Annotated in this window: 20 protein-coding genes and 1 tRNA gene; 5 read left to right on the top strand and 16 right to left on the bottom strand. The window is 67.2% G+C overall.

From position 1 onward, the window contains the following. Window positions 1-6: 6 nt before the first annotated feature. Entirely contained in the window at window positions 7-1296 is a 1290-nt protein-coding gene (locus AC1DCZ_RS00475; RefSeq protein ID WP_476972918.1) for an AI-2E family transporter, read from the bottom strand. Window positions 1297-1397: 101 nt separating this feature from the next. Next, entirely contained in the window at window positions 1398-2366 is a 969-nt protein-coding gene (locus AC1DCZ_RS00470; protein WP_476972917.1) for an aldose 1-epimerase family protein, read from the bottom strand. Window positions 2367-2442: 76 nt separating this feature from the next. Here AC1DCZ_RS00470 and galK point away from each other — a divergent pair, with 76 nt between their 5' ends. Further along, entirely contained in the window at window positions 2443-3603 is a 1161-nt protein-coding gene (gene galK, locus AC1DCZ_RS00465; RefSeq protein ID WP_476972916.1) for a galactokinase, read from the top strand. A gap of 114 nt (window positions 3604-3717) precedes the next feature. Here galK and AC1DCZ_RS00460 read toward each other — a convergent pair whose 3' ends face one another. After that, window positions 3718-4677, bottom strand: coding sequence for a Bax inhibitor-1/YccA family protein (locus AC1DCZ_RS00460; RefSeq protein WP_476972915.1), 960 nt, complete (start codon window positions 4675-4677; stop codon window positions 3718-3720). Window positions 4678-5237: 560 nt separating this feature from the next. On the opposite strand from AC1DCZ_RS00460, the gene AC1DCZ_RS00455 reads away from it, so the two are divergent. Genes AC1DCZ_RS00455 through AC1DCZ_RS00440 form a run of 4 tightly spaced genes read left to right on the top strand, consistent with a single transcriptional unit; the run spans window position 5238 to window position 9330 of the window. Continuing rightward, a complete protein-coding gene (locus AC1DCZ_RS00455; protein WP_476972914.1) occupies window positions 5238-6521 on the top strand; it encodes a branched-chain amino acid ABC transporter permease in 1284 nt (427 codons plus the stop codon). A gap of 9 nt (window positions 6522-6530) precedes the next feature. Next, window positions 6531-7499: a branched-chain amino acid ABC transporter permease gene (locus AC1DCZ_RS00450; protein ID WP_476894873.1), complete on the top strand. Its 969-nt coding sequence runs from the start codon at window positions 6531-6533 to the stop codon at window positions 7497-7499. Then, window positions 7496-8563: an ABC transporter ATP-binding protein gene (locus tag AC1DCZ_RS00445; protein WP_476972913.1), complete on the top strand. Its 1068-nt coding sequence runs from the start codon at window positions 7496-7498 to the stop codon at window positions 8561-8563. The genes AC1DCZ_RS00450 and AC1DCZ_RS00445 overlap by 4 nt, the downstream gene beginning before the upstream one ends. After that, on the top strand, window positions 8560-9330 hold the full coding sequence (locus AC1DCZ_RS00440; RefSeq protein ID WP_476972912.1) for an ABC transporter ATP-binding protein: 771 nt from the start codon (window positions 8560-8562) through the stop codon (window positions 9328-9330). Before AC1DCZ_RS00445 ends, AC1DCZ_RS00440 begins: the two co-directional genes overlap by 4 nt. 478 nt (window positions 9331-9808) lie before the next feature. Here AC1DCZ_RS00440 and AC1DCZ_RS00435 read toward each other — a convergent pair whose 3' ends face one another. The 13 genes from AC1DCZ_RS00435 to AC1DCZ_RS00375 all read right to left on the bottom strand — a co-directional run bounded on the left by AC1DCZ_RS00435 (window position 9809) and on the right by AC1DCZ_RS00375 (window position 23105). After that, window positions 9809-11161 (bottom strand): ABC transporter substrate-binding protein, encoded by a 1353-nt coding sequence (locus tag AC1DCZ_RS00435; protein ID WP_476972911.1) that lies wholly within the window; start codon window positions 11159-11161, stop codon window positions 9809-9811. Between the two features lie 257 nt (window positions 11162-11418). After that, window positions 11419-11492, bottom strand: a tRNA-Leu gene (locus AC1DCZ_RS00430). A gap of 34 nt (window positions 11493-11526) precedes the next feature. Then, entirely contained in the window at window positions 11527-12471 is a 945-nt protein-coding gene (locus AC1DCZ_RS00425; protein WP_476972910.1) for an N-acetyltransferase, read from the bottom strand. 180 nt (window positions 12472-12651) lie between these two features. Continuing rightward, on the bottom strand, window positions 12652-14121 hold the full coding sequence (locus AC1DCZ_RS00420) for an NAD(P)/FAD-dependent oxidoreductase (RefSeq protein WP_476894868.1): 1470 nt from the start codon (window positions 14119-14121) through the stop codon (window positions 12652-12654). A 38-nt stretch (window positions 14122-14159) separates the two neighbouring features. Continuing rightward, window positions 14160-15542 (bottom strand): S8 family serine peptidase, encoded by a 1383-nt coding sequence (locus AC1DCZ_RS00415; protein WP_476972909.1) that lies wholly within the window; start codon window positions 15540-15542, stop codon window positions 14160-14162. 69 nt (window positions 15543-15611) lie between these two features. Next, complete coding sequence (locus AC1DCZ_RS00410) at window positions 15612-16571, bottom strand: Ppx/GppA phosphatase family protein (RefSeq protein ID WP_476972908.1); 960 nt, start codon at window positions 16569-16571, stop codon at window positions 15612-15614. After that, window positions 16568-17263, bottom strand: coding sequence for a DUF501 domain-containing protein (locus AC1DCZ_RS00405; protein WP_476973072.1), 696 nt, complete (start codon window positions 17261-17263; stop codon window positions 16568-16570). The genes AC1DCZ_RS00410 and AC1DCZ_RS00405 overlap by 4 nt, the downstream gene beginning before the upstream one ends. Before the next feature lie 97 nt (window positions 17264-17360). Then, window positions 17361-18101: an FtsB family cell division protein gene (locus tag AC1DCZ_RS00400; RefSeq protein ID WP_476972907.1), complete on the bottom strand. Its 741-nt coding sequence runs from the start codon at window positions 18099-18101 to the stop codon at window positions 17361-17363. Window positions 18102-18284: 183 nt separating this feature from the next. Beyond that, window positions 18285-19565 (bottom strand): phosphopyruvate hydratase, encoded by a 1281-nt coding sequence (eno, locus tag AC1DCZ_RS00395; protein ID WP_476894864.1) that lies wholly within the window; start codon window positions 19563-19565, stop codon window positions 18285-18287. Between the two features lie 136 nt (window positions 19566-19701). Beyond that, window positions 19702-20280: a MazG nucleotide pyrophosphohydrolase domain-containing protein gene (locus AC1DCZ_RS00390; RefSeq protein ID WP_476973071.1), complete on the bottom strand. Its 579-nt coding sequence runs from the start codon at window positions 20278-20280 to the stop codon at window positions 19702-19704. Window positions 20281-20380: 100 nt separating this feature from the next. Next, window positions 20381-21538: an adenosine deaminase gene (locus AC1DCZ_RS00385; RefSeq protein WP_476972906.1), complete on the bottom strand. Its 1158-nt coding sequence runs from the start codon at window positions 21536-21538 to the stop codon at window positions 20381-20383. 33 nt (window positions 21539-21571) lie between these two features. Then, the gene (locus AC1DCZ_RS00380; protein WP_476972905.1) at window positions 21572-22291 is read right to left on the bottom strand and encodes a DedA family protein; all 720 of its coding nucleotides are present in this window, start codon (window positions 22289-22291) and stop codon (window positions 21572-21574) included. A 178-nt stretch (window positions 22292-22469) separates the two neighbouring features. After that, entirely contained in the window at window positions 22470-23105 is a 636-nt protein-coding gene (locus tag AC1DCZ_RS00375) for a DedA family protein (RefSeq protein WP_476972904.1), read from the bottom strand. Window positions 23106-23198 lie beyond the last annotated feature (93 nt).

Below are 23198 nucleotides of genomic sequence, written 5' to 3'. Positions count from 1 at the left end.
GAAGGATCAGGCTCCGGTGTCCCGTCCGGCATCGCTGCCCGGGACACCGCTGGTGGGTGCGGCGCCCGCGCGGCCGGGGGTTCCATCCGGCAGGTGGACGTCCTGGAAGGTGGTGTCAGTGCCGGTCTCCCCAGGCGCAGGAGTGCTTTGGCCCGCGGTTGCCAGCACTTCATCATGTTCCCACGTTCTGGCGGCAATGTAGCGAATCGACGAGTTTGCTACGGCGAGGAGCGGGACCGAGAAGAGGGCACCGGGGATTCCGGCCAGGTAAGAGCCCGCCGCGACGGACAGGATCACGGCCACGGGATGCAGGGCGACGGCCCTTCCCATGACGAGCGGTTGCAGGATGTGGCTTTCCAGCTGCTGGACGGCCAGCACGATCGCCAGCATGATCAGGGCATTGACGGGACCGTTGGCGACGAGCGCCAGGAGCACCGCGACCGCGCCGGTCACGAGGGCGCCGACGACCGGGATGAAGGAACCGATGAAGACAAGGACACCGAGCGGCAGGGCGAGCGGTACGCCGATGATGGCGGCGCCGGCGCCGATTCCGAGCGCGTCCACAAACGCCACGAACATCTGGATCCGCGCGTAGCTGACCATCGAGGTCCACCCGCGGCGTCCGGCGCCGTCGGCCGCGAGCCGCGCCTTGCGGGGCAGGAGCCGGACGATGAAAGCCCAGATCCTGTCACCTTCGAGCAGGAAGAAGACCAGCACGAACAAGGCCAGGACCAGCCCGGCGGCGAAGTGGCCGGCCGTGCTCCCGAAGGTCAGTGCCCCGCTGAGGATGCTGCTGCTGTTGTTCTGCAGCGCCGCGGTGCCGTCCTGGATGTACTTATCGATCTGGTCAGCGGTCAGGTGCAGCGGGCCCTCGGACAGCCACGCCTGCACCTGCTGGACCCCGGTGAGCGCTTGGGACCACAGCTCGCCGAACCCGGCGGCCAGCTGCCGGCCCACAAGCGCCAGCGCGCCGGCAATCACGCCGATGAAGCCAAGCACGGTCAGTGCGACGGCGAGCCCGTTCGGTACCCGCCGGCGCCTCACCCACCGCGTCACGGGGCTGAGGAGTCCCGCCAGGAGGGCGGCCACCATGACAGGGATGATGAGGAAGCTGACCCTGCCCAGCAGCCACAGCAGCGCGCCGCCCACCACCAGGATGAGCCCGATCCGCCAGGCCCAGGACGCCGCGATGCGCACGCCGTAGGGAATGTCCTGGTCCAGCTCCCGGTCCGTCCGGTCGCCCGAGCGGGCGGAGACATCGGGGCGGGTGGGCGTGGCGTCCTCAACTGGCGTCATGGGCCCATGATTCCGCAGCGGCGACACAATGGGAAACCGGACGGCGCGGATAGGCCGGTCCAGTCGGGCCCGGCCCGGCAGGCGAATGGGAATCAGTTCAGCTAGCTGTCCCGGCCGGCCAGGGAAGCGCTGATCCCCCAGTTGATGGAGAACTGCTCCCCCGGCGGCAGCCAGCGGAGGCCGTCGCCGCTGTTGAAGGCATTGGCGGGTCCGGTCATGGGCTCGATCGCCACCGCCTTGGGCCGGCCCGGGAACTTCGTCGTGACAAAGACGTGAACATAGGTGCAGTTCTCGTCCTGCCAGAGGCTCACGCTCCGGCCGTCCGCTGAGCTCAGCGTGTGCCGGGACACGCCGCCGTCGAACTGCAGGTCCGTGTATGCGGAGTCGATGTCGAGCCCGCGGACCGTCCGGCCGCCGCGCAGGTCGAAGTCGCCGCTGACCGGTTCGCTGCTCCGCGGGATGAGCCGGGTGTCTGTCACGAGCCGGGTACCGGCCCCGACGGTGACTGTGAGATCTTCGCTGGGCACTTCGCCCAGGCGCAGGTAAGGGTGGGAGCCGAGCACGAACGGGGCAGCATCCTGGGAGTCGTTGATGAGGGTCTGCCGCACGGCCAGCCCCAGATCCTCAGCCAGTTCGTACCGGACCCGATGCCGCAGCAGGAACGGATAGCCGTGCTGGGGGAAGACGGCCGCTTCGAGGGTGACCGAGAATTCGTCTTCGTCCACGAGTTCGTAGCCCGTGTTGCGCAGGAGCCCGTGGCTGGCGTTGTTGCGGGAGACTTCGGTGATGTCGAGCTGCTGTTTCTTGCCGTTCAGGTACCAGATGCCGTCCTCGACCCGGTTGGCCCACGGAGCCAGGGTGATCCCGGTGGCGCCGGGCGGGATTTCCGCATCGCCATAGCTCTCGGTCAGCTGAGTGCCGCCGCGGCTGTACCAGCGGAGGCCGGCGGCCAGCCCGGTGACGACGGCGAGCGCGTCACCGCGCCGTAACTCGTACTGCCGGCCGGTCGCGTAGCGCCGCTCGGTGGCGTCGGGACCGGCATGGGGGGAAGGGAAAGAGCTGGCGTCCATGGGCACCACCGTACAGACCCGTGCCGCGAGCCGTATACCTTGGACCCATGAACCGCTTCAGCGCAGGACGCACGGCATGACCATCCCCCTGGGCACCAAGGAACTGGCCGCCAGGTTTGCGGGCGTCTTCGGCGCCGCGCCCGACGGCGTCTGGCAGGCGCCGGGCCGGGTCAACCTGATCGGCGAGCACACGGATTACAACGAAGGCTTCGTCCTCCCGTTCGCCATCGACCGGACCGCCCGCGTGGCGGTCCGTGTCCGGCCGGATACGACCCTCCGTCTCCTGTCCACGTTCGGCAACCAGGGGCTGACGACGGCGGATGCCGCGTCCCTGGACCGGGCAACCGCCCGGGGGTGGACCAAATATCCGCTCGGCGTCGTTTGGGCGCTGCAGCAGCGGGGCCTCCATGTCCCGGGCCTGGACCTGCTCCTGGACTCCGACGTGCCGCGAGGCGCCGGCCTGTCTTCTTCCCATGCGATTGAGTGCGCCGTGATTTCGGCACTGAACGACCTCACGGCCGCCGGACTTGGCGCCCGGGACATGGTCCTGGCCACGCAGCGCGCCGAGAACGACTTTGTCGGCGCACCCACGGGGATCATGGACCAGTCCGCGTCGCTGCGGGCCACGGCCGGCCACGCGGTCTTCCTCGACTGCAGGGACCAAAGCATCCGACTCGTGCCGTTCGACGCGGAGGGCGCCGGGCTGGTGCTGCTGGTGATCGACACCAAGGTCTCCCACTCCCATGCCAACGGCGGCTACGCCTCCCGGCGGGAATCGTGCGAGCTCGGCGCCGAAGTCCTCGGCGTGGCCGCCCTGCGCGACGTCGGAATGGAAGACCTGGAGGAGGCCAGCGGGCTCCTGGACCCTGTGACGTTCCGCCGGGTCCGGCACGTCGTCACGGAAAACGACCGCGTGCTCCAGACCGTGGAACTCCTCGAGGCCTCCGGCCCGGGCGCCATCGGTCCCCTGCTCGATGCCTCCCATGCCTCGATGCGGGACGATTTCGAGATTTCCTGCCCTGAACTGGACCTGGCGGTGGACAGCGCCCGGTCGGCCGGCGCCGTCGGAGCGCGGATGACCGGCGGCGGTTTCGGCGGCTCCGCGATCGCCCTTGCCCCGGTGGGCGCGGAACAGCAGGTGCGCTCCGCCGTCGGGCGCGCCTTCGCCGCCGCCGGGTACGCCGCGCCCGAGATCTTCAGCGTCCGCCCCGCGGCGGGAGCCATGCGGCTGGCATAGCCCGGGCCCAGCTGGGCTGCACCCGGAACCGGGCGCACAGAAAAGGGCCCCGCCTTCGGCAGGGCCCTTGTCTTCCGGAGTGTCCCGGACGTTGTCAGTTGCGGCTCGGCCGGCTCAGTCGTCGCCGCGAAGGATCGCAAGCAGCCGGATGATCTCGACGTAGAGCCACACCAGGGTGACCGTGAGGCCGAAGGCGGCGGTCCAGGAGAACCGCTGCGGGGCTCCGTTGCGGACGCCGGCCTCGATGCTGGTGAAGTCCATGATGAGGGAGAACGCAGCCAGGCCGATCGCCAGCAGGCCGATGAAGACGCCCAGCGGAATGCCGAAGATGTGCACGCTGGTGCGCAGGCCGAACGGCGAATCGACGGCGCCGGTCCACATCATGACCATGTTGATGAGGGCGAAGACGGCGTAGCCGATCAGGGCGATCATGAAGAAACGCATGGCCTTGGGCGAGGCGCGCACCTTGCCGCTCTTGAAGAGGACAAGGGTGACGGCAAAGACGGAGAGCGTGCCGATGACCGCCTGAAGGCCGACGCCCGGGTACAGGCCGTCCAGGATCCGGGTCAGCCCGCCGAGGAACAGGCCCTCGAGCGCGGCGTACGCCAGGATCAGCACCGGCGAGGGCTGCTTCTTGAAGGTGTTGACCATGGCGAGGACAAAGCCGCCCAGGGCGCCCACGAGCATCAGCATCATGGCCAGGCCCTGCGCGACGACCAACGTCACGGCGGCGCCCGCCATCAGTACGCCGAGGCAGGCTGCGGTCTTGACGATAACGTCGTCGAAAGTCATACGGCCGGTGTCAGCCGGGCCGGCGGCCGGCCGGTTGTACATCTCCTGGAGCTGCTCCTGGGTCATCCCCTGCTGCGGTGCCGCCCAGCCGCCCTGGCCGTCCATCACCTGGCCGGGAGCGCGGCCCGGGAACTGGCCGGACTGTCCGGGGCCGAACGGCCCCTGGCCGTAGGTGTTCCGGCCGTACGGGACCTGCCCGAACCCGGCCTGCCGGGCAGGCGGTGCCTGGGTGGCTCCACGGAAATTCTTTCCGTTGAAGATCGGGTTTCCGCCATGTGCCATTGCGGGTGTCCTCCATATTTAGGGGGTGGGTGATGACCTCTGGATAGCGATTGAGGAGCGATCAGTACTCTCACGCTATCAACTCCCACGGTCCGGAGGCGGAGATGGTTCCTGCCCGGGACCGGCCGCAACGCAACCGTGATCTGCCGGGCGGCGGATTCCCGCCCGGACCGCGCGCCGCAACTGGCTCCTGGAGCGCTGTCGCAGTCCTGCGGCCGGCCCCTGCAGCGGCTGAGAGTTTGGAAACACCCGGGATCAACAAAAGTTTTCCCAGCCAAGGGCAGGCGCGGTGCGCCGCAGGTCACGCGGTTGTTACGCGATCGCGACGTTCTCCCTGCTCGCAGCGGCATTCTTTGCCCGCCCCGGGCTGTAACATGGGCCACACAGGGTGACGAACATCACAAGCTTTTCGCTCCACCGCATCGCAACACCCCTCGTCCCCTGAACGTTCGCAGCGGTTGCAAAGGCGCAACCCAGACCATCCCCACGTGGAGGTTTTCAATTTGAGAAGCACACCGAGAGGCCCGTCGCCGAGACGGCGCGGCAGACTGGCGAAAGCTGTGGGGGCTGTATTCGCCACCGTCGCCGCGCTCCTGCTCGTCGTCGCCCCGGCATCCCAGGCCACGACCCCGTCGCCGACACCATCCCCGTCGAGCACCCAGTTCGCGAACAGCATCAGCGGCTTCCTGCGCGGCGACGACCGCGCCCCGATCGCTGACGTGACCATCACCGCCAAAAGCGGGGACTTCACCGGAACCGCCAAATCGGCTGCCAACGGTTCATGGACCATCGGCGTCCCCACGCAGGGAACGTACGAGGTCAAGCTGGATGAATCCACGCTTCCGCAAGGAATCAAGCTTGCCGAGGGCCAGGAAAACCCACGCAAGGTCACGTTCAGCCAGACTTCCAACCTCTCGGTGATCTTCGCCTTCGGCAAAGGCATCGTAATCCAGCAGCAGGACTTCGGCCAGAACCTGCTCAACCGGCTCGTGGCCGGCTTGAGCTTCGGGCTGCTGCTCGCCCTCGCCTCCGTGGGGTTGTCGCTGATCTTCGGCACGACCGGCCTGACCAACTTCGCCCACGGCGAGATGGTCACCCTGGGTGCCGTGCTTGTCTTCGCGTTCAACGCCATGCACCTGCCCTTCTGGCTCGCCATCGTGCTGGCCCTGCTCGGCGGAGGACTGTTCGGCTACGTCCAGGACGCCGGCCTGTGGAAGCCGCTGCGGCGCCGCGGAACAGGCCTGGTCCCGATGATGATCGTCAGTATCGGCCTCGCATTGGCCGTCCGCTACGTGATCCAGTTCTACTTCGGGGGCGCCACCCAGCAGCTGCCGTTCGCGCAGAGCGCAGAAATCCAGATCGGCCCGGTGTCGATCTCGCCCAACAACCTCTGGTCGCTCGTCATCAGCGCGGTCGTCATCGCGGTGATCGGCATCGTCCTGCTCAAGACCCGCCTGGGCAAGGCCACCCGCGCGGTGGCTGACAACCCGGCCCTGGCTGCTGCCTCGGGCATTGACGTCGACTCCGTCATCCGGATCGTGTGGATCACCGGCGGCATGCTGGCCTCCCTCGGCGGCATCCTGTGGGCGTACTACCGTCCCGGCGTCACGTTCGACATGGGCTCGCAGATCCTGTTGCTCATCTTCGCCGGCGTCACCCTGGGCGGCCTCGGCACGGTCTTCGGCGCCCTGATCGGATCCGTCATCGTCGGCATCTTCGTGGAGCTGACCACCGTGTTCGGCCTCGCCGCCGACCTCAAATATGTGGGAGCGCTGTTCATCATGATTGTTGTCCTCTTGTTCCGTCCTCAGGGCATTTTGGGCCGCCGCGAGCGCGTGGGTTAGGAGATAGCCATGGACTTCGGATTCATTCTTTCAAGCGCTGCGGGCGAACTTTTCAGCCCGACGACGGCGGCCTACGCCCTCGCCGCCCTGGGCCTCGCCGTCCACTTCGGCTACTCAGGCCTGCTCAACTTCGGCCAGGCCGGTTTCATGGCGGTGGGGGCCTACGGCTTCGCCATCTCCACACTGACCTTCAAGGTCCCGTTCTTCGTCGGCCTGCTTATCGCCGTCGTCTGTTCGGCCATTTTCGCCATGCTTCTGGGTATCCCGACCCTCCGCCTGCGGGCCGACTATCTGGCCATCGTGACGATTGCGGCCGCGGAAATCGTCCGCTACATCGTCACAACGAACCAGCTGACCTCGGTGACCGGCTCGGCCAACGGCCTGGCCGCGTTCGAGGGCGACTTCTACGCCATGAACCCGTTTCCCGCAGGTTCATACCTGGGCATGAACAACAGGGACTTCTTCATCCGGGTTGTCGGGTGGGCCGTCGTCATCATCTGCTGCACCCTGGTGTGGCTGCTGATGCGCAGCCCGTGGGGCCGGGTCCTCAAAGGCATCCGCGAGGACGAGAACGCCGTCCGCTCGCTCGGCAAGAACGTCTACGCCTACAAGATGCAGGCCCTGATCATCGGCGGCGTCCTCGGCGCCCTCGCAGGCATGGTCTTCACCCTCCCCCGCGGCGCCGTTCAGCCGGCGAACTACGGCACCGAACTGACGTTCTTCCTCTACACCTGCCTGCTGCTGGGCGGTCTTGGCACGGTGCTCGGTCCGGTCGTCGGCGCCATGATCTTCTGGGTCGTGCTGTCACTGACCCAGGGCATCCTGTACGGCCTGATCGAATCCGGTGCCGTCACGTGGCTGAATACGGTCCAGGCCGGACAGCTGCGCTACATCCTGGTGGGCGTCGCGCTGATGCTTTTGATGATCTTCAGGCCCCAGGGAGTCTTCGGCAATAAGAAGGAGCTGGCGTTCGCATGAGCGAAAAGTCAACAGAAGAAGACATCAACTACATGACGGACTCCCGTCCGATCGCCGCCGGCGAGGTCGCTCCCGGCTGCAAGAAGCGTGATCCCATCGTGGTGGCGGAAAACGTGACCCGCAGCTTCGGCGGCATCAACGCCGTCGACGTCGAATACCTGGAGATCCCGCGGCACAAGATCACGGCGCTCATCGGCCCCAACGGTGCCGGCAAGACCACGCTGTTCAACCTGCTCACGGGCTTCGATACACCCAACTCGGGCAAATGGCAGTTCGAGGGCCAGAGCATCGCCGGCGTCTCCTCCTACAAGGTGGCCCGCATGGGCATGGTGCGCACCTTCCAGCTCACCAAGGTCATGGGGAAGCTCACGGTCATGGAAAACATGCGGCTCGGCGCGTCCCACCAGCCCGGCGAGCGGCTGTCCAAGGCCTTGTTCAAGGGCATGTGGGGCGGCCGCGAGAAGCAGATCACGGACGAGGCCAACGTGCTGCTGGAGAAGTTCAAGCTGGACACCAAGAAGGATGACTACGCGGCGTCGCTCTCCGGCGGCCAGCGCAAGCTGCTGGAAATGGCGAGGTCCCTCATGGTGCGGCCGAAACTGGTCATGCTCGATGAGCCCATGGCTGGCGTCAACCCGGCGCTGACGCAGTCGCTCCTGGACCACATCAAGAACCTCAAGGCCGAGGGCATGACCGTGCTGTTCGTCGAGCACGACATGCACATGGTCCGCCACATCGCCGACTGGGTCGTGGTGATGGCCGAGGGCAAGATCGTCGCCGAAGGCCCGCCCGCAGAGGTCATGAAGAACCCGGCCGTGATCGACGCCTACCTCGGCGCCCACCACGACGTCGATCTTGGCGACTCCGAAGGCATCAAGGAACTCGCAGCCGAACTGGAAGCGGACGAGGAGTCGATCGTCGGCACGGAGAACGCCGGCATCATCTCCGCCGACGTCCTCACAACGGAGGCGCAGGAGCCGAACGGGACGACGCACGGCCGCCGCAGCGCGGAGGAGCCGAACCGCGGCGGCCTGCCGAGCCATACAGAGAAGGACACAGAATGAGCGCCACCAGCGCGGCACCCGCCGCAAAGCCCGTGCACGATGAGGATTCGGTGGTCAAAGTCACCGACCTGGTGGCCGGTTACATCCCCGGGGTCAATATCCTCAACGGCTGCAGCATCGAAGCCCGCAAAGGCGAGCTGATCGGCATCATCGGCCCCAACGGAGCCGGCAAGTCCACGCTGCTGAAGGCGATGTTCGGCCTGGTCAAGGTCCACTCCGGATCAGTTGTGGTCCGCGGGCAGAACATCACGGGGCTCAAGGCCAACAAGCTCGTCAGCCGCGGCGTGGGTTTTGTCCCGCAGACCAACAACGTCTTTGCGGCCCTGACCATCGAAGAGAACCTGCAGATGGGCATGTTCCAGCGGCCCAAGGACTTCTCCGAACGGTTCGACTTCGTGACCAGCCTGTTCCCCGAACTCGCCAAGAGGCGCGCCCAACGTGCAGGCTCGCTCTCCGGCGGGGAGCGCCAGATGGTGGCGATGGGCCGGGCACTCATGATGGATCCGGCCGTGCTGCTGCTCGACGAGCCCTCCGCAGGCCTCTCCCCCGTCAAACAGGACGAGACCTTCCTGCGGGTTCACGAGATCAACCGGGCCGGCGTCTCAGTGATCATGGTGGAGCAGAACGCACGCCGCTGCCTGCAGATCTGTGACCGCGGCTATGTCCTCGACCAGGGCAAGGACGCGTACACGGGCACCGGCCGGGAGCTCATGAAGGATCCGAAGGTCATCCAGCTGTACCTGGGTACCCTGGCCGACGAGGACTAGCAGAACGTACCTCCCGCAAGGGCCGTCACCAGCCGGTGGCGGCCCTCCTGCGTGTCTGGCGGCGTCTGGCTGCCGCCCGGGTCCGGGCGCCTCCGCAGCCACTTGCTCGGCGCCTGCGCTCGTTCCTCCCCGGCGGCCCCCTCCCCTCGCAAGCTCGGGCAGGGATCCCTGCCACCGTGGGCCCACCCGGCGGCCCCTCCCCTCGCAAGCCCGGGCAGGGACCCCTGCCGCCGTGGGCCCAACGCGACAACGGCGCTTTCACAAGCGCCTGCCTCCGTCGCCGTCAGCTCTTTTCGCACCGAGCGCCCCTCGGATCCGCGTAGCCCTCGTCCGATTCCGTAGCGCCCAGCGGGTTCCACAGCGCCGTCTGGTTCCGCGGTCCGTGCTCCGTGCTCCGGCCGCATGGCCCCCTCCCCTGCACGCAAGAGACCCCCGTCCGGCTGGACGGGGGTCTCTTGCGCGTCGTTGGGAAACGGCCTTACAGCTTGCCGAATTCTTCCTTCACGGGCTTGTAGGTGTTGTCATCCTGGAACTGGTAGATGCCGATGTAGGCTTCCGTCGGGTCCCCGGCGTCGGAGAAAGTTACGGGACCGGACTGGCCGTCGTAGTCGATGTCCTTGCCGTTACGCAGGAGGGTGACACAGGACGGGAAGTCGTTGCACTTCTCGCCACCTTCGGAAACGTCCTTCAGGTGTGCAGCGATATCGGTGCCCTTGGTGCTCTTGGCTTCCTCGGCTGCCAGCGCGATCAGGTTCACTGCGTCGTAGGACTCGCCTGAGTAGCTATAGTCCTTCAGTGCCGGATCAATGGCCAGGAGCTTCTTCTTGAAGTCATCCTTAGCGAAGGTGCCGGGGATGGTACCTTCGGCGCCCTTCAGGGTGCCCGGCTGGAAGTCCTTGCTGTAGTCGGACATGTTGCCGTCCACCATGAAGATCTGGGTGGGCTTGACGCCCTTGCCCGTCATGAGCGGAATGATGCTCTTAGCCTGGTCAAAGCTGATCAGGGCAATGGCGTCCGGCTTGGCTGCGAGGACCTTGTCCACCTGGCTGCTGAACTGGGAATCACCTTCATTGAAGAGCTCCTGGGCAACGACCTTGCCGCCTGCTGCTTCAAACGCGGCCTGCACGTTCTTTGCCAGACCGGTTCCGTAGGCGTCGTTCAGGACGATCATGCCGACGGTCTGCGCGCCACAGGTCGCCATGTAGTTGCCGAGGACCTTGCCCTGGAGCACATCCGAGGGGGCGGTGCGCCAGTAGAGACCCTTGTCATCCCACGTAGTGAAGTCCGGGGACGTGTTGGCCGGGGAGAACTGGACCACGCCGGCGCCGGTGATCTGGTTGATGACCGTCTTTGAGACGCCGGAGGACGCGGCACCAACGATTGCGCTGACGCCCTGGCCCAGCAATGCGGTGGTGGACTGGGTGGCGATGTCCGTCTTCGTGTCACCGGAGTCGCGGTGGATGACCTCGACGGGCTTGCCGAGCACGCCGCCGGCATCATTGATTTCCTTGATGCCCAGGTTGACACCCGCGATTTCGGGCGGGCCGAGGAATGCCAGCGATCCGGTGGTCGGCAGGAGCGAGCCAATCTTCAGGGGCGTGGGGGTGGTGGTGGCGGAGGCGGGCACGGACCCGCCAGCGGCCGCGGCAGCACTGCTGGCTCCGGCGGTTGCACTGGGGGCCGGGCAGGAGATGCCGGCAGCCTTGGCGGAAGCGGACCCGGTGGACGTCGGGGTCGACGAACCGCCACAAGCCGTAGCCAGAAGGGCGACGCCAATGCTAAGCGCTGTGAGCTTAGCAATGCGCGGCGCCACCTGGGGGAGTGAAGTCATGAAGAATCTCCTCGATCTAAAGGTGCGAACGGCCTTTGACGCGAAAGATCAGGTGTTCCTGATTTAACTTCAAGCTAATGCAATTTCGGCCCGAACATAAGTGACTAGGGTCACATCCTTATAACACTCGTTGCATAGAGGAAATCTGCCGGGAGTGCGCGGGCGGCGGTACGGTCATACCGGGAGGAGGCGGAAGGCGCGGAGAAGGCTCCGGACGGCCCCGCAACGTGGCCGTCCGTGCCCTTGGCCCCGCGCTGTGCCCCAGGTGGGACTCGAACCCACAACACGCGGATTTTAAGTCCGCTGCCTCTGCCAATTGGGCTACTGGGGCGCCCGGTCAATGGTATCCCGTCCGGGGCCGGCTATCAGTGCGTGAACGGTGCTGCGTAACGGAAGGTGCCGCTGACGCCTCCGGGCCAGACGGCCAGCGGCAGAAGCTGGAAATGGCCTCCCCACGCAGCATCCGGTGATTCCACGCCAAGGGACGTGGACGGTACGAATCCGAAGCGGGAATAGAACTCCGGGCTGCCCAGCAGGGCGATGCCCCGCTCCCCCGCGGCGTTGGCGCGGGCCACGGTTTCGTTCAAGAGCGCCGTACCGATCCCGTGCCGCTGGAGCCGCGGCAGGACCCCGATTGGGCCAAGGCCCAGGAGTTCCAGGTCCCCTACCCGCCCGCGGGTGCTGATCACATGGCCGACGATCTCGCCGTCGAGCTCCGCGACGATGCTGAACTCCGGCAGGTAGTCCTCGCAGTCGAAGAGGCTGTTCAGCAGTCCGACCTCCTCCGGCTCCCCCTCGACCGGCAGCCCTGTCACGGGTGACACGGTAAAGGCAGCGCCGGTAAGTGCCAGGACGGCCGGGCGGTCTGCGGGCTGTTCGCTGCGCAGCGTGAGCGCAGGCGCGGACCGCTGCTGCCCGCTGTCTTCCACCAGTTCGTGCAAGACCTCTAGGGCCCGCTCGGCGTCCGCCACGGGCACCAGCAGGTGGTCATGATGGAAGCCAGCCAGGACGTTGCAGCTGATTTTCGCCTCAGTCAGGGCAGCGCTGACGGCGGCCGTCAGGCCCACGGCTTCCAGCGAGGAATGCACCTCAAGCGTGATCCAGGCCGCAACAAAGTCGTACGACAGCCCGAGGCCATCCGCATCAGCCCGCGGCATCACTACCGTCAGCCCCTCGGCCTCGCGGACGGCGGCCGCGATCCCGCCCGCCAGGGGCTTGCCATGGGGCCAGAGCACGTAGACGAACTCGCCGTCGCGACGCACGGGGTGCATGGTTGCCAGCAGCGTGCGGAGGTCTTTTTCACCAGTCATCCAGCCAGTCTAGGCGCGGTTCCGCCCGCCACCGGCCAGCCAACCGCCCGGCCACCGGCCGGAACGCGGCCGGAGCGCGGCCGGGTTCCGGCCGCGCTCACGCGTGTCTGCGGGCCCGCCAACGGCAACGGCGGCCGCTCCCCCAAAGGGGAACAGCCGCCGTCGAAAGGCTACTGCGGGCTACTTGGAATCGGCCGGAACAGCTTCCTTGGCGTCGGACTTGGCAGCCTCCGGCGCTGGCTTCCCGGCTGCCGGGGCGGCGGCAGCGGCGGCCGGCTTGGGTGCCGGCGTCGCCGCGGCCACGAAGGCCCCGCGCGGATTGTCCAGGTCCATCAGCTGGGTGGTGTCGCGGCCCAGGAAGAGCTGCCAGAACCAGCCGGAGATGACGCGGATCTTGCGCTCAACAGTCGGCATGGCCAGGCCGTGGTAGCCGCGGTGTGCCAGCCAGGCCAGCGGGCCCTTGAGCCCGATGCGGCCCACGAGGTTGATGTTGGCTACACCCTTCCATTCGCCGAAGCCGGCGACGGCGCCCAGGTTCTTGTGCTTGTAGTCCTTGAGCTCCTTGTTCCAGCGGGAGGCCCACAGGTTCTTGGCGAGGCGCTTGGCCTGGCGAAGGGCGTGCTGGGCGTTGGGAACGCAGGTGCCATCCGGCAGGCCGCTGCCCGTGAGGTCCGGCACTGCCGCAACGTCGCCGGCAGCCCAGGCGTTCTCGACGATGCCTTCGTCGCCTGCGATGCGCAGGTCGGCGAGAACGCGGACGCGTCCGCGGGGCTCGAGCGGGAAATCGGTGGAGCGGACCATCGGGTTGGCCTGCACGCCGGCAGTCCAGACCAGGGTGTCGGATTCGAATTCCTGCGCCGGGGACTTGTCCGGGAGGTTGATGAGCTTCAGGGACCCCTCGGCGTTGTCGAGGGACGTGTTGAGCAGGACCTCGATGCCGCGGCTGCGGAGGTGCTCGACAACCCATTCGGCCTGCTTCGCGGTGACCTCAGGCATGATGCGGCCCATGGCCTCGACCAGGACGAAGCGGACTTCCTCCTGCTTGACGCGCGGGTTGTTCTTGACCGCGGCGCGGGCCAGGTCTTCCATTTCGGTGATGCACTCGATGCCGGCGAAGCCGCCGCCGACGACGACGAACGTCAGCGCGCGGGCACGCTGGACGGGGTCGGTCATGAGGGAGCCGGTTTCGATGCGCTCAAGGACACCGTTGCGGAGGGCCACGGCTTCCTCGATGGTCTTCAGGCCGATGCCCTTCTCCGCGAGGCCCTTGATGGGGAAGGTGCGGGTGATGGCACCGGCTGCCACGACGACGTCGAAGTAGGGAATCTCGAAGTTCTCGCCACCGTCGGCCGGTGCAATCACGGCGGTCCGGTTGGCGTGATCGATCGAGGTAACGCGGCCCTCGATCAGTTCAGTCTGCTTCAGGTGCTTGCGGTGCGAGACGACGGCGTGGCGCGCCTCGATGTTGCCGCCGGCAACTTCGGGCAGGAAGGGCTGGTAGGTCATGTAGGGCAGGGGATCCACGACGGTGACGATGCCGCCGGCGTTCGCGATCTTTTTCTGCAGTTTGAGGGCTACGTACAGGCCGACGTACCCGCCGCCGACGACGAGTACCCGGGGACGGTCCTGGAGCTGAGGGGAGGATGCCATGGGTCAAGAATACAGTAGTTTGTGAAAAACTTCACTAACTATGTCGGGTCCCCCGACCCTACTGAATCCAGCACCCCGGTTTCCGGATCCCCGGGCGACTCCCTGGGGCCCCGCAGTGCACGCCTCAGGTGGAACGCGGCTGCCCCGACGATGCACACGAACAGTCCGCCGAATCCCAGGACCACCATGGCCGGAACGGCGTCGTCGAGCTGGGACGCCGGCTCCGCGACCGGGACTGTCGCCTCGGGAAGAGTCGGGGCGGCGCTGGTGGGTGCGGGAGCGGCCGCCGGTGCGGATGTGGCCAGGTTCCCCCGCCGATGGACCCGGATCCAGTCTGAAATCGAGCCCAGCGGGTTGACTTTGGTTTCGGGAACGTCGGCCTTCAAGGCAGCCTCGGCGTCGAGCACGCCGAAGCCGTACAACGGATCCTTGCCGGGCGCCCCGGCGTCCTTGGCGGTGGTGACAATCCGGTTGATGACCTGGCTGGCTGTCATGTCCGGCCATTTGGAACGGATCAGGGCAGCGACGCCGGCAACGATCGGGGTAGCGCCGGAGGTGCCGGCCCATTCGGCGTAGCCGCCAGCGGGCATGCCCCCGACGAGGTTCTCGGCGGGAGCGGCGACGCCGATGCTGATGCCCTGGGAGGAGGAATCGATGCTCGCAGCGCCCTTGCGGTCGAGCCCGGCCACGGTGAGTACGCCCGGGATGGTCGCCGGAGCGCCGACCTGCACGTTGCCGCCCACCCGGTTGCCCGCGGCGGCGACGATCACCACGTCCTTTTGTTCCGCGTACAGGAACGCCGCATCCCAGCTCTGCGGCCATTCAGGAGAGGTGCTGCCGAGCGAGATATTGATGACGCGGGCGCCGTTGTCAACGGCCCACCGCACCGCCTCCGGGATCTGGTCCTGGTCCGTCTTGCCGCCGGGGTTTGCCGACCCCAGCCACGTGGACACGGACAGCAACTGTGCCTCCGGCGCAACGCCGACGATCCCGTCCGGCCCCACGGGAGAGCCCGGGGCGGAACCGGGGCTCGGGGTGGCAGTGGCCCCGGCGGGCTGGTGGCCGCGTCCGGCGAGCATCGTTGCCACAAGGGTGCCGTGCTCGGGCTTCGCCCCGATGCTCTTCTGGCCGTTGGAGCTGCCGGCCCCGGAGATGTCGGCGCCGCCGGTGAGGACTCCGAGCAAGTCGGGGTGGGTGCCGTCCACGCCGCTGTCGATCACGGCCACTTTGACGTTCGCGCCTTTGGAGACCTCCCAGGCCTTGGTGATCCCGGACTCGGCGAGCCAGTATTCCTTGTCACGCCAGGAATCGGCGTGGGCGGCCGGGGCAGCGGTGAGTGCCGCCGCCAGGGTGCCGCCGGCGAGGGCCAAGGCCATCAACGCCGAGGCGGTCCTTCGGTGCCGGGCTGTTGCTCTGGTCATTCGGGTCCTATCGGCGGATGCGCCATCGAGCAGAAGCACGCATTTCTGGGGCAAACAGCTGATGCGCGATCAGCTAATGCTGAGGGCAATTCCGTCAAGAATATCGTGTTCGCTGGTGACGGCCGTGGCGATCCGGCCGTCCGTGGCCTCTGCGAGACGCGCCAGGACACGTCGCCAGACGAGCCCGCCGGCGCCGATCACATCCACCCGGCCCGGATGCATATAAGGCAGCGCGGCGCGGTCCGCGCGGGACATGTCCAGGAGTTCCGTGCACGCCTTCCGCGCGGCCTCCAGGCCAAGCTCCGTGCCGTGGATCGCGGCCGGGGAATACTCCGGCAGGCGCAGCGCGTGGGCTGTGATGGTGGTGACGGAACCCGCGACGCCGACGACGGCGGCGGCGCGTTCCAGCGGAACGGTCAGTGCCGCCTCGGCGATCGCGGCGTCGACGTCGGCCTCGGCCGCGGTGATCTCCTCCGCCGTGGGCGGGTCGCTGCGCAGGTGCCGCTCGGTCATGCGGACGCAGCCGACGTCGACGCTCCTGGCGGCGATGACGCCGCCGGCGTTTCCGAGCACGAACTCCGTGCTGCCGCCGCCCAGATCCACCACGAGCACCGGGTCCTCGCCGCGGGAGGGCAGGACGCTGCTGGCGCCGGCGAAGGACAGCGCGGCTTCCTCATCCCCCGTGATCACTTCCGGTTCCACACCGAGGACTTCGCGGATCCCATCGACGAAGACCTGCCGGTTGCTGGCATCCCGGGTGGCCGACGTCGCCACGAAGCGCACTTTCTCGGCGCCATGCTCACGAATGAGCGCGGCGTAGTCCCGGGTTGCCGCGAAGGTGCGCTCGAGGGCTTCCTGGGCAAGCTCCCCCGTGGCGTCCACGTCCTGCCCCAGCCGGACCACGCGCATTTCCCGCACGACGTCCGTCAGTTGCGGTGTCCCGCCGGTCTTGTCGCCGGCTGTTTCGATGTCCGCGATCAGCAGACGGATGGAGTTCGTGCCGCAGTCGACGGCGGCGACGCGGGTCACTGTCCGGCCTCGGCGTCGTCAGCGGTCCCTGCGGTGCGTGACTTGCGGACCGGGGCGGGGCGGCCGACGATCTCCGGCAGGCCCTGCGGGCCGTGGCGGCTGAGGTCCTGCGCGGGAACCTCTCCCCCGGTGTCCCAGGCGCCGTGGCAGTAGCACCGGTCCGCCGTCCACCATTCGCTGATGGCGGCGATGGCTTCATCACCGAGCGGGTTGACGCCCGGTCCGGCGGCCAGGGAATGCCCCACGAGGACATGCAGGCACTTAACCCGGGTAGGCATGCCGCCAGCGGAGACGCCGTCGATCTCAGGGACGGAGCCGATGCCTGACCTTGCGCCGATCTCGGCCCGGGAGGCCAGGTAGGCCTCGTGCGCGGCGTGGTAGCCGGCAGCCAGCGCCGCGTCGGTGCCGAGCCGGTCGTTCATCCGGTTCATGAGCCCGGCTGCTTCCAGCCGAGAGACCGCGGAGGTGATCACTGGATGCGTCAAGTAGAAGGTCGTGGGAAACGGTGTGCCGTTGCTGAGCCGCGGCGAGGTGGCCGCCACGAGCGGGTTGCCGCAGACGCAGCGTGCCGGGATCTCGACGACGTCGCGGACCGGCCGTCCGAGCTGGCGGCTCAGGACGTCGAGGTCGTGCGTGGACGGCTGACGGCCACCCTCAAACGTGCCTGCCGGGCTCGCAGTGTTCCCTGCCACTGGGGTCTGTGCCCCTGGGTTCTCGTCCACTGGCGCGGCACCTTCCTGCCCTGTTCATAGGCTGTCCGTACGACGGCCCCGGCGGCGGGCGCCGCGTCTAGTCTGTTGCCGACCGCCTGATGGATTCCCAGAGGGAGTCCACCCACGGCAGGTTGGCCGGGTCTTGAGCTGTTGGTGCACCCGCGGCGCCACCGGACTGTCCTGCAGGAAGATCGCTGCCGAATACCCAGTAGCCCGTCTCTCCGGGCATAACCATGTTAATGCGGTCGCGGGCCTGCTGTTTCACATAGTTCGGATCCTGCCACCGCGAGACCTGGTGCTTGAGATCGTTCTGCTTCGACTGCTGGGCCGCGATGTCCGCCTGTAGTCCGGCGATTTCGGCGCGTTTGTCGAGGAAGATCTTGACCGTGGGCGCCAGCATGATGGTGATGGCGATCATGACGACGCCGAGGGCCAGGAGCCTGCCCGAGAACGCCTTGGCGGGTACGGGGTCGAGGGACCCCGCAGACTCCGTCGTGCCGGTTTTCGTCGTGGACGTCGGGTCGGGGGTGCCTTTGGCGGCGGGTTTGGCTGTCCTGGGCCAGCCGGCGCCGCCCGGTGCCGGCCTGCTTGATGCAGGCTTGCTTGATGCAGGCTGTGCGGCTGCCGGTTTGCCGGCCGCGGGCCTTGGCGCCTGTTTGCCGGGTGCACGCCCGGGTTCCTGTCCTGGGGCCGCACTGCGGGACCCGCCGAAGTCCGCCTTGATGACGTCGCCGTCGTCGCCTGCCCCCAAGCCTGCGGCCGGGGACGTGGGGGCCGCGGGCGCAGCCCGGGGAACCTTGGGACGGCGGGTAGCCATGTCACTCCTGTAATGCCCGGTCCCTGCCGGGCTGGCTTGCTTCTCTCCTGCTGGCCTCCGCGGCCTGGACCGGCGGCGTCATCATTCAGGCGCCAGCATCAAGCCAGCTGTTAAAGGATCCGAAACAGCACCGGTGGCCATGGTCTTTCAACCATAGCCACCGGTCACTGGTTTTCGCGGCTTCTAGCCTTTGAAACGCGGGAAGGCGCTGCGTCCGGCGTAGCGTGCGGCGTCGTCGAGTTCCTCTTCGATGCGCAGCAGCTGGTTGTACTTCGCGACGCGTTCGGATCGGGCCGGGGCACCGGTCTTGATCTGGCCGGCGTTGGTGGCAACGGCGATATCAGCGATCGTGGTGTCTTCGGTCTCACCGGAACGGTGCGACGTGATGGTGGTGTAGCCCGCGCGCTGGGCGAGGGAAACAGCATCCAGGGTCTCGGTCAGGGAACCGATCTGGTTGACCTTGACCAGCAGCGAGTTGGCGGTCTTCGAGTCGATGCCGGTCTGCAGACGCTCCGGGTTGGTGACGAAGAGGTCATCGCCGACAATCTGGACCTTGTCGCCGATTGCGTCGGTGAGGGCCTTCCAGCCTTCCCAGTCGTTCTCGTCAAGCGGGTCCTCGATGGAAACCAGCGGGTAGTCGGCAACGAGTTCGGCGTAGTAGGCGCTCATGTCAGCGGAGCTCAGGGCCTTGCCTTCGAACTGGTAGGCGCCGTCGGTGTAGAACTCGGACGAGGCGACGTCCAGGGCCAGCGCAATGTCCTTGCCCGGGGTGTAGCCGGCGTTCTTAATGGCTTCCTGGATCAGGTCCAGAGCCGCGCGGTTGGAGGGCAGGTTCGGGGCGAAGCCACCCTCGTCACCAAGGCCCGTGGAAAGACCCTTTTCCTGCAGGACGGCCTTGAGCGCGTGGTAGACCTCGACACCCCAGCGCAGTCCTTCGGAGAAGGTCTCGGCGCCGAGCGGGACAACCATGAACTCCTGGATGTCGACGTCGGAATCGGCGTGCGAGCCGCCGTTGAGGATGTTCATCAGCGGCACGGGCAGGACGTGGGCGTTCGGGCCGCCCAGGTACTTGTACAGCGGCAGGTCGGCGGAGGCCGCAGCGGCGTTGGCGACAGCCAGGGACACGCCCAGGATGGCGTTGGCGCCGAGCTTGCTCTTGTTCGGGGTGCCGTCGAGGTCGATCATGGACTGGTCGATGCTGCGCTGGTCCGTCGCGTCGAAGCCGATCAGGGCCGGGGCGATCTGGTCGATGACAGCGTCGACCGCCTTCTGGACACCCTTGCCGAGGTACCGGCCCTTGTCGCCGTCGCGAAGCTCGACGGCCTCGTGCTCGCCGGTGGAGGCGCCGGAGGGAACTGCTGCGCGGCCAATCTGGCCGTCGGAGAGCAGGACTTCAACTTCTACTGTGGGGTTGCCACGGGAATCGAGGATCTCGCGGGCGTGGATGGCATCGATAAGCGCCATGGATTTGCTCCTTTGGGTGAAGCGATCGGCTGGGAATCTGACAGCTGGGAATCTAGCGGAAAAACTCGACGTCCTAGTCGCTACTAGCGTAGTCGAGGGCGGCGGAGGTTACGGAAAACTATCCAAAACCCGGACGTCATGATGCGGCACTTTGCTGGGCCTGGAAGCGGCGCGCCGCCCCGCGGAGGGCACGTTCGGCGTCGAGTCCTGTGCCGCGCGCGGCTGCGACGATGCCGAACAGCAGTTCGCCGAGCTCCTCCTCCGTTGCCGGGATCCCGCCCTGCCCGGAGACAGGGGCGAGGCCGGCCCGTTCGGCCCGGTCCAGGAGCTTCTGGGCCCGGGCAAGCGCCGGAAGCGCCGCAGGCACACCGTCGAAGGCGTGCCCGCTTTCGGGCTTTTCCGCCTTTTTGACCGCGTCCCAGGTGAGCACGATTTCCTCCACCGTGGCGGGGAAGGAGCCCTGCAGTGAGCCGTCGGGGCGGAAGACGTGCGGATTACGGCGGACCATCTTGGCGTTGAGGCCGCGGGCGACGTCGTCGAAAGTAAACGAGTGGCGCTCCTCGGCGAGCCGGGCGTGGAGCACCACCTGCAGGAGGACGTCGCCAAGCTCGGCTTTAAGTTCAGCATCGCCGCCGCCGGTTTCGATGGTTTCCGCGACCTCGTAGGCTTCCTCCAGGAGGTACTCCACGAGGGATTCGTGGGTGAGGGCGCCCATCCAGGGGCAGTGGGCGCGCAGCTCGGCGATGGTCTCCAGCAGCTGCCTGAGCCCTGCTGCGGGACCATCGCCCGGCGCGTCCACCGCGTTGGAGTTGGTGCTAGCCAAGGTCGGCGTAGGCCTCGTTGATGTATTCGACCAGGGCTTCCTTCTCTTCCAGCGGAAGGAAGGCGGCCTCGGCTGCGTTGAGCGTCAGCTCGAGCAGGTCGTCGAGGTCGTAGTCGAAGGTCTCCACGAGCAGCTCGAACTCGTCGGTAAGGGTCACGCCGCTCATGAGCCGGTTGTCGGTGTTGATGGTGACGTTGAAGCCGAGCTGGTAGAGCATGTCCAGCGGGTGGCTCTCGATTCCCTCGCCTAAGCCGGCAATGGCGCCGGTCTGCAGGTTGGAGGAGGGGCAGATCTCCAGCGCGATGCCGCGGTCGCGGACCCAGCTGGCGAGTTCGCCCAGGGTCACGAGGCCGATGTTGTCGTTGACTTCGTCGCTGTCGGCGTCGGGGCCTTCATCTTCGTCGAATTCGACGGTGACGTCTTCGGCGATCCGCACACCGTGGCCCAGGCGCAGGGCCCGGCCGTCCACCAGTGCCGACTGGATGCTCTCCAGGCCCGCGGCCTCGCCCGCGTGGACGGTGGCCGGGAAGTTGTGCTGCGCAAGGTAGGTGAAGGCGTCCTTGAACCGGGAGGGCAGGAAGCCGTCCTCGGCTCCTGCAATGTCGAAGCCGACCGCGCCCTTGTACCGGTGCCGGACTGCCAGCTCGGCAATCTCCTGGCCGCGGTCCGCGTGCCGCATGGCGGTGATGAGCTGGCCGACCTGGATGTCACGGCCGGTTTCGGCGACTGCATCGACGCCGGCTTCCAGCCCCGCCTGCACGGCTTCGACGACGTCGTCCAGGCTCAGGCCCTTCTGCAGGTGCTGTTCGGGGGCCCACCGCACTTCGCCGTACACAACGCCGTCGTCGGCCAGGTCCTCGACGAATTCCTTGGCGACGCGGAACAGGCCTTCCTTGGTCTGCATGACGGCGATGGTGTGGTCGAACGTCTCGAGGTAGCGGACCAGGGAACCGGAGTCGGCGGATTCGCGGAACCACTCCCCCAGTGCGACCGGGTCGCTCGAGGGCAGCGTGTGTCCGACGGCCTCGGCAAGTTCAATGATGGTGGCCGGACGGAGTCCGCCGTCCAGGTGGTCGTGAAGGGAAACCTTGGGAAGGCCCTTCAGGTCGAAGTCGATGTCAGGGGCAGCGTCAGGAATAGTCTCAGTCACGTTCCAACCATAGGGTCGCAAGGACGCCGGACGCTACTTCCGGCCGGCGTCGGCGTCCTGGGAGGTTCCCGTGAGCACGGCGCCGGGGCCTGGGTGGGCCGCGTGCGCGGGCTCTCCTACGGCGGGACCGGCGGGTCCGCCGTCGTGGCGTCCCAGGCGTTTGTGCCACCAGCGCAGGAGGTGGTCGATCAGGACACCCAGCACGATGGCGAACACGACCGCGATGCCCGCACTCAGCAACGGGTTGTGGTGCAGCCACGGGAAGGAGCTGGCCAGGACCCCGATGCCCAGGGAATAGACCACCCAGGTCAGGCAGGCAGAGGCGTCCAGGAAGAAGAATCTCCGGTGCGGAAAGCCGGTGGTGCCGGCAACATAGTTGACGGCCACGCGTCCCCAGGGAATGTAGCGTGCCGTGAAGATCAGGACGGCCCCGCGCTTTTCGAGTTCGTACCTCGCCCAGCCGAAGACCTTTTGGACCTTCGGCTTGCGCATCCACCGGAACCGTTCCAGGCCGATCTTGCGGCCCAGCATGTAGGCCGTATTGTCGCCCGCGATCGCACCGACGAGCGCCGTCAGGCCCAGGATCCAGAGATTGGGCTGTCCGCTGTGCAGGGAGTACGCCGCGAGGGCCACAATCAGGGTCTCGCTCGGGACCACCATTGCGAAGCCGTCCACAAAGAAGAAGACCAGGAGGAGGGGGTAAATCCACCACTGGCCAGCTGCATGGAGCACGACCTGATTAATGAACTCCACGCGGGCATTGCTCCTAGCGGAAAATGTGGGACGAAACGAAGCGCAAAATATGACACCCGGAAGTGACGTGAATCGCTCCTAAGTGTCCCATGCCCAAGGCTGGCTCCGCTACGTTGCCGCTGTGGTTCTTCTCGCCGGCACCCTGCGGTGCCCGCCGGAAGGCACCCCGGAGGCCAGGCTAGGGCTCCGACGGCGGAGCCGCGTGCCTGCGCTCCTCCGGTAGCTTCCCGCGGATCTTGCTGATGCCTACATCGACGAGGACCCCCAGGACGATCGCGCAGATGATGGCGGTAATTGCGGCCAGCAGCTGGTTGTCCTCAAACCGGTGTCCGAAGAACGTCCCGACCCCCACGGAGTAGCCTGCCCAGAGCATCCCCGAGAACGCGGTCAGCCCCGCGAACCGGTACCGGCGGTAGTGCGTGACCCCGGCGGCCAGGTTCACGGCCACCCGGCCGATCGGGACAAAGCGCGCCACAAGGATCAGCGAAGCGGGCCGTTTCCGCAATTCCCGTCCGGCCCAGTCGAACGCCCGTTGCAGACGGGGCCGCTGCATCCATGGCCAGCGGCGCATGCCGGTGCCCCGTCCGATCACATACGCGATGTTGTCGCCCAGGAAGGCGCCGGCGGCGGCAGTCGCGATCAGGAACACCGGGTTCGGGACCTCCGCCGTCGCCGCGACGGCGGCCAGCCCGACCACGACCGACTCGCTGGGAATGGGCGGGAAGAAGCCGTCAATGACGCAGCAGGCGAACACAAGGACGAGGACCCAGGGTTGCCCTGCGGCTGCGAGGATGAAGTCGTTGATTGCCTGCACGGTTTCCTAACGCACGGCGGGGCCAGGAGTCTCCCGGCTGCTGTGGTGCCAGTGTACTGGCCGGCCCGCCCGCCTCCCCTCCGGTTGCGCTAC

Source organism: Arthrobacter sp. 10N418, assembly GCF_056394725.1.
The sequence above is the reverse complement of the archived record's forward strand: the minus strand, read 5'-3'. Positions and strand labels throughout refer to the sequence as shown.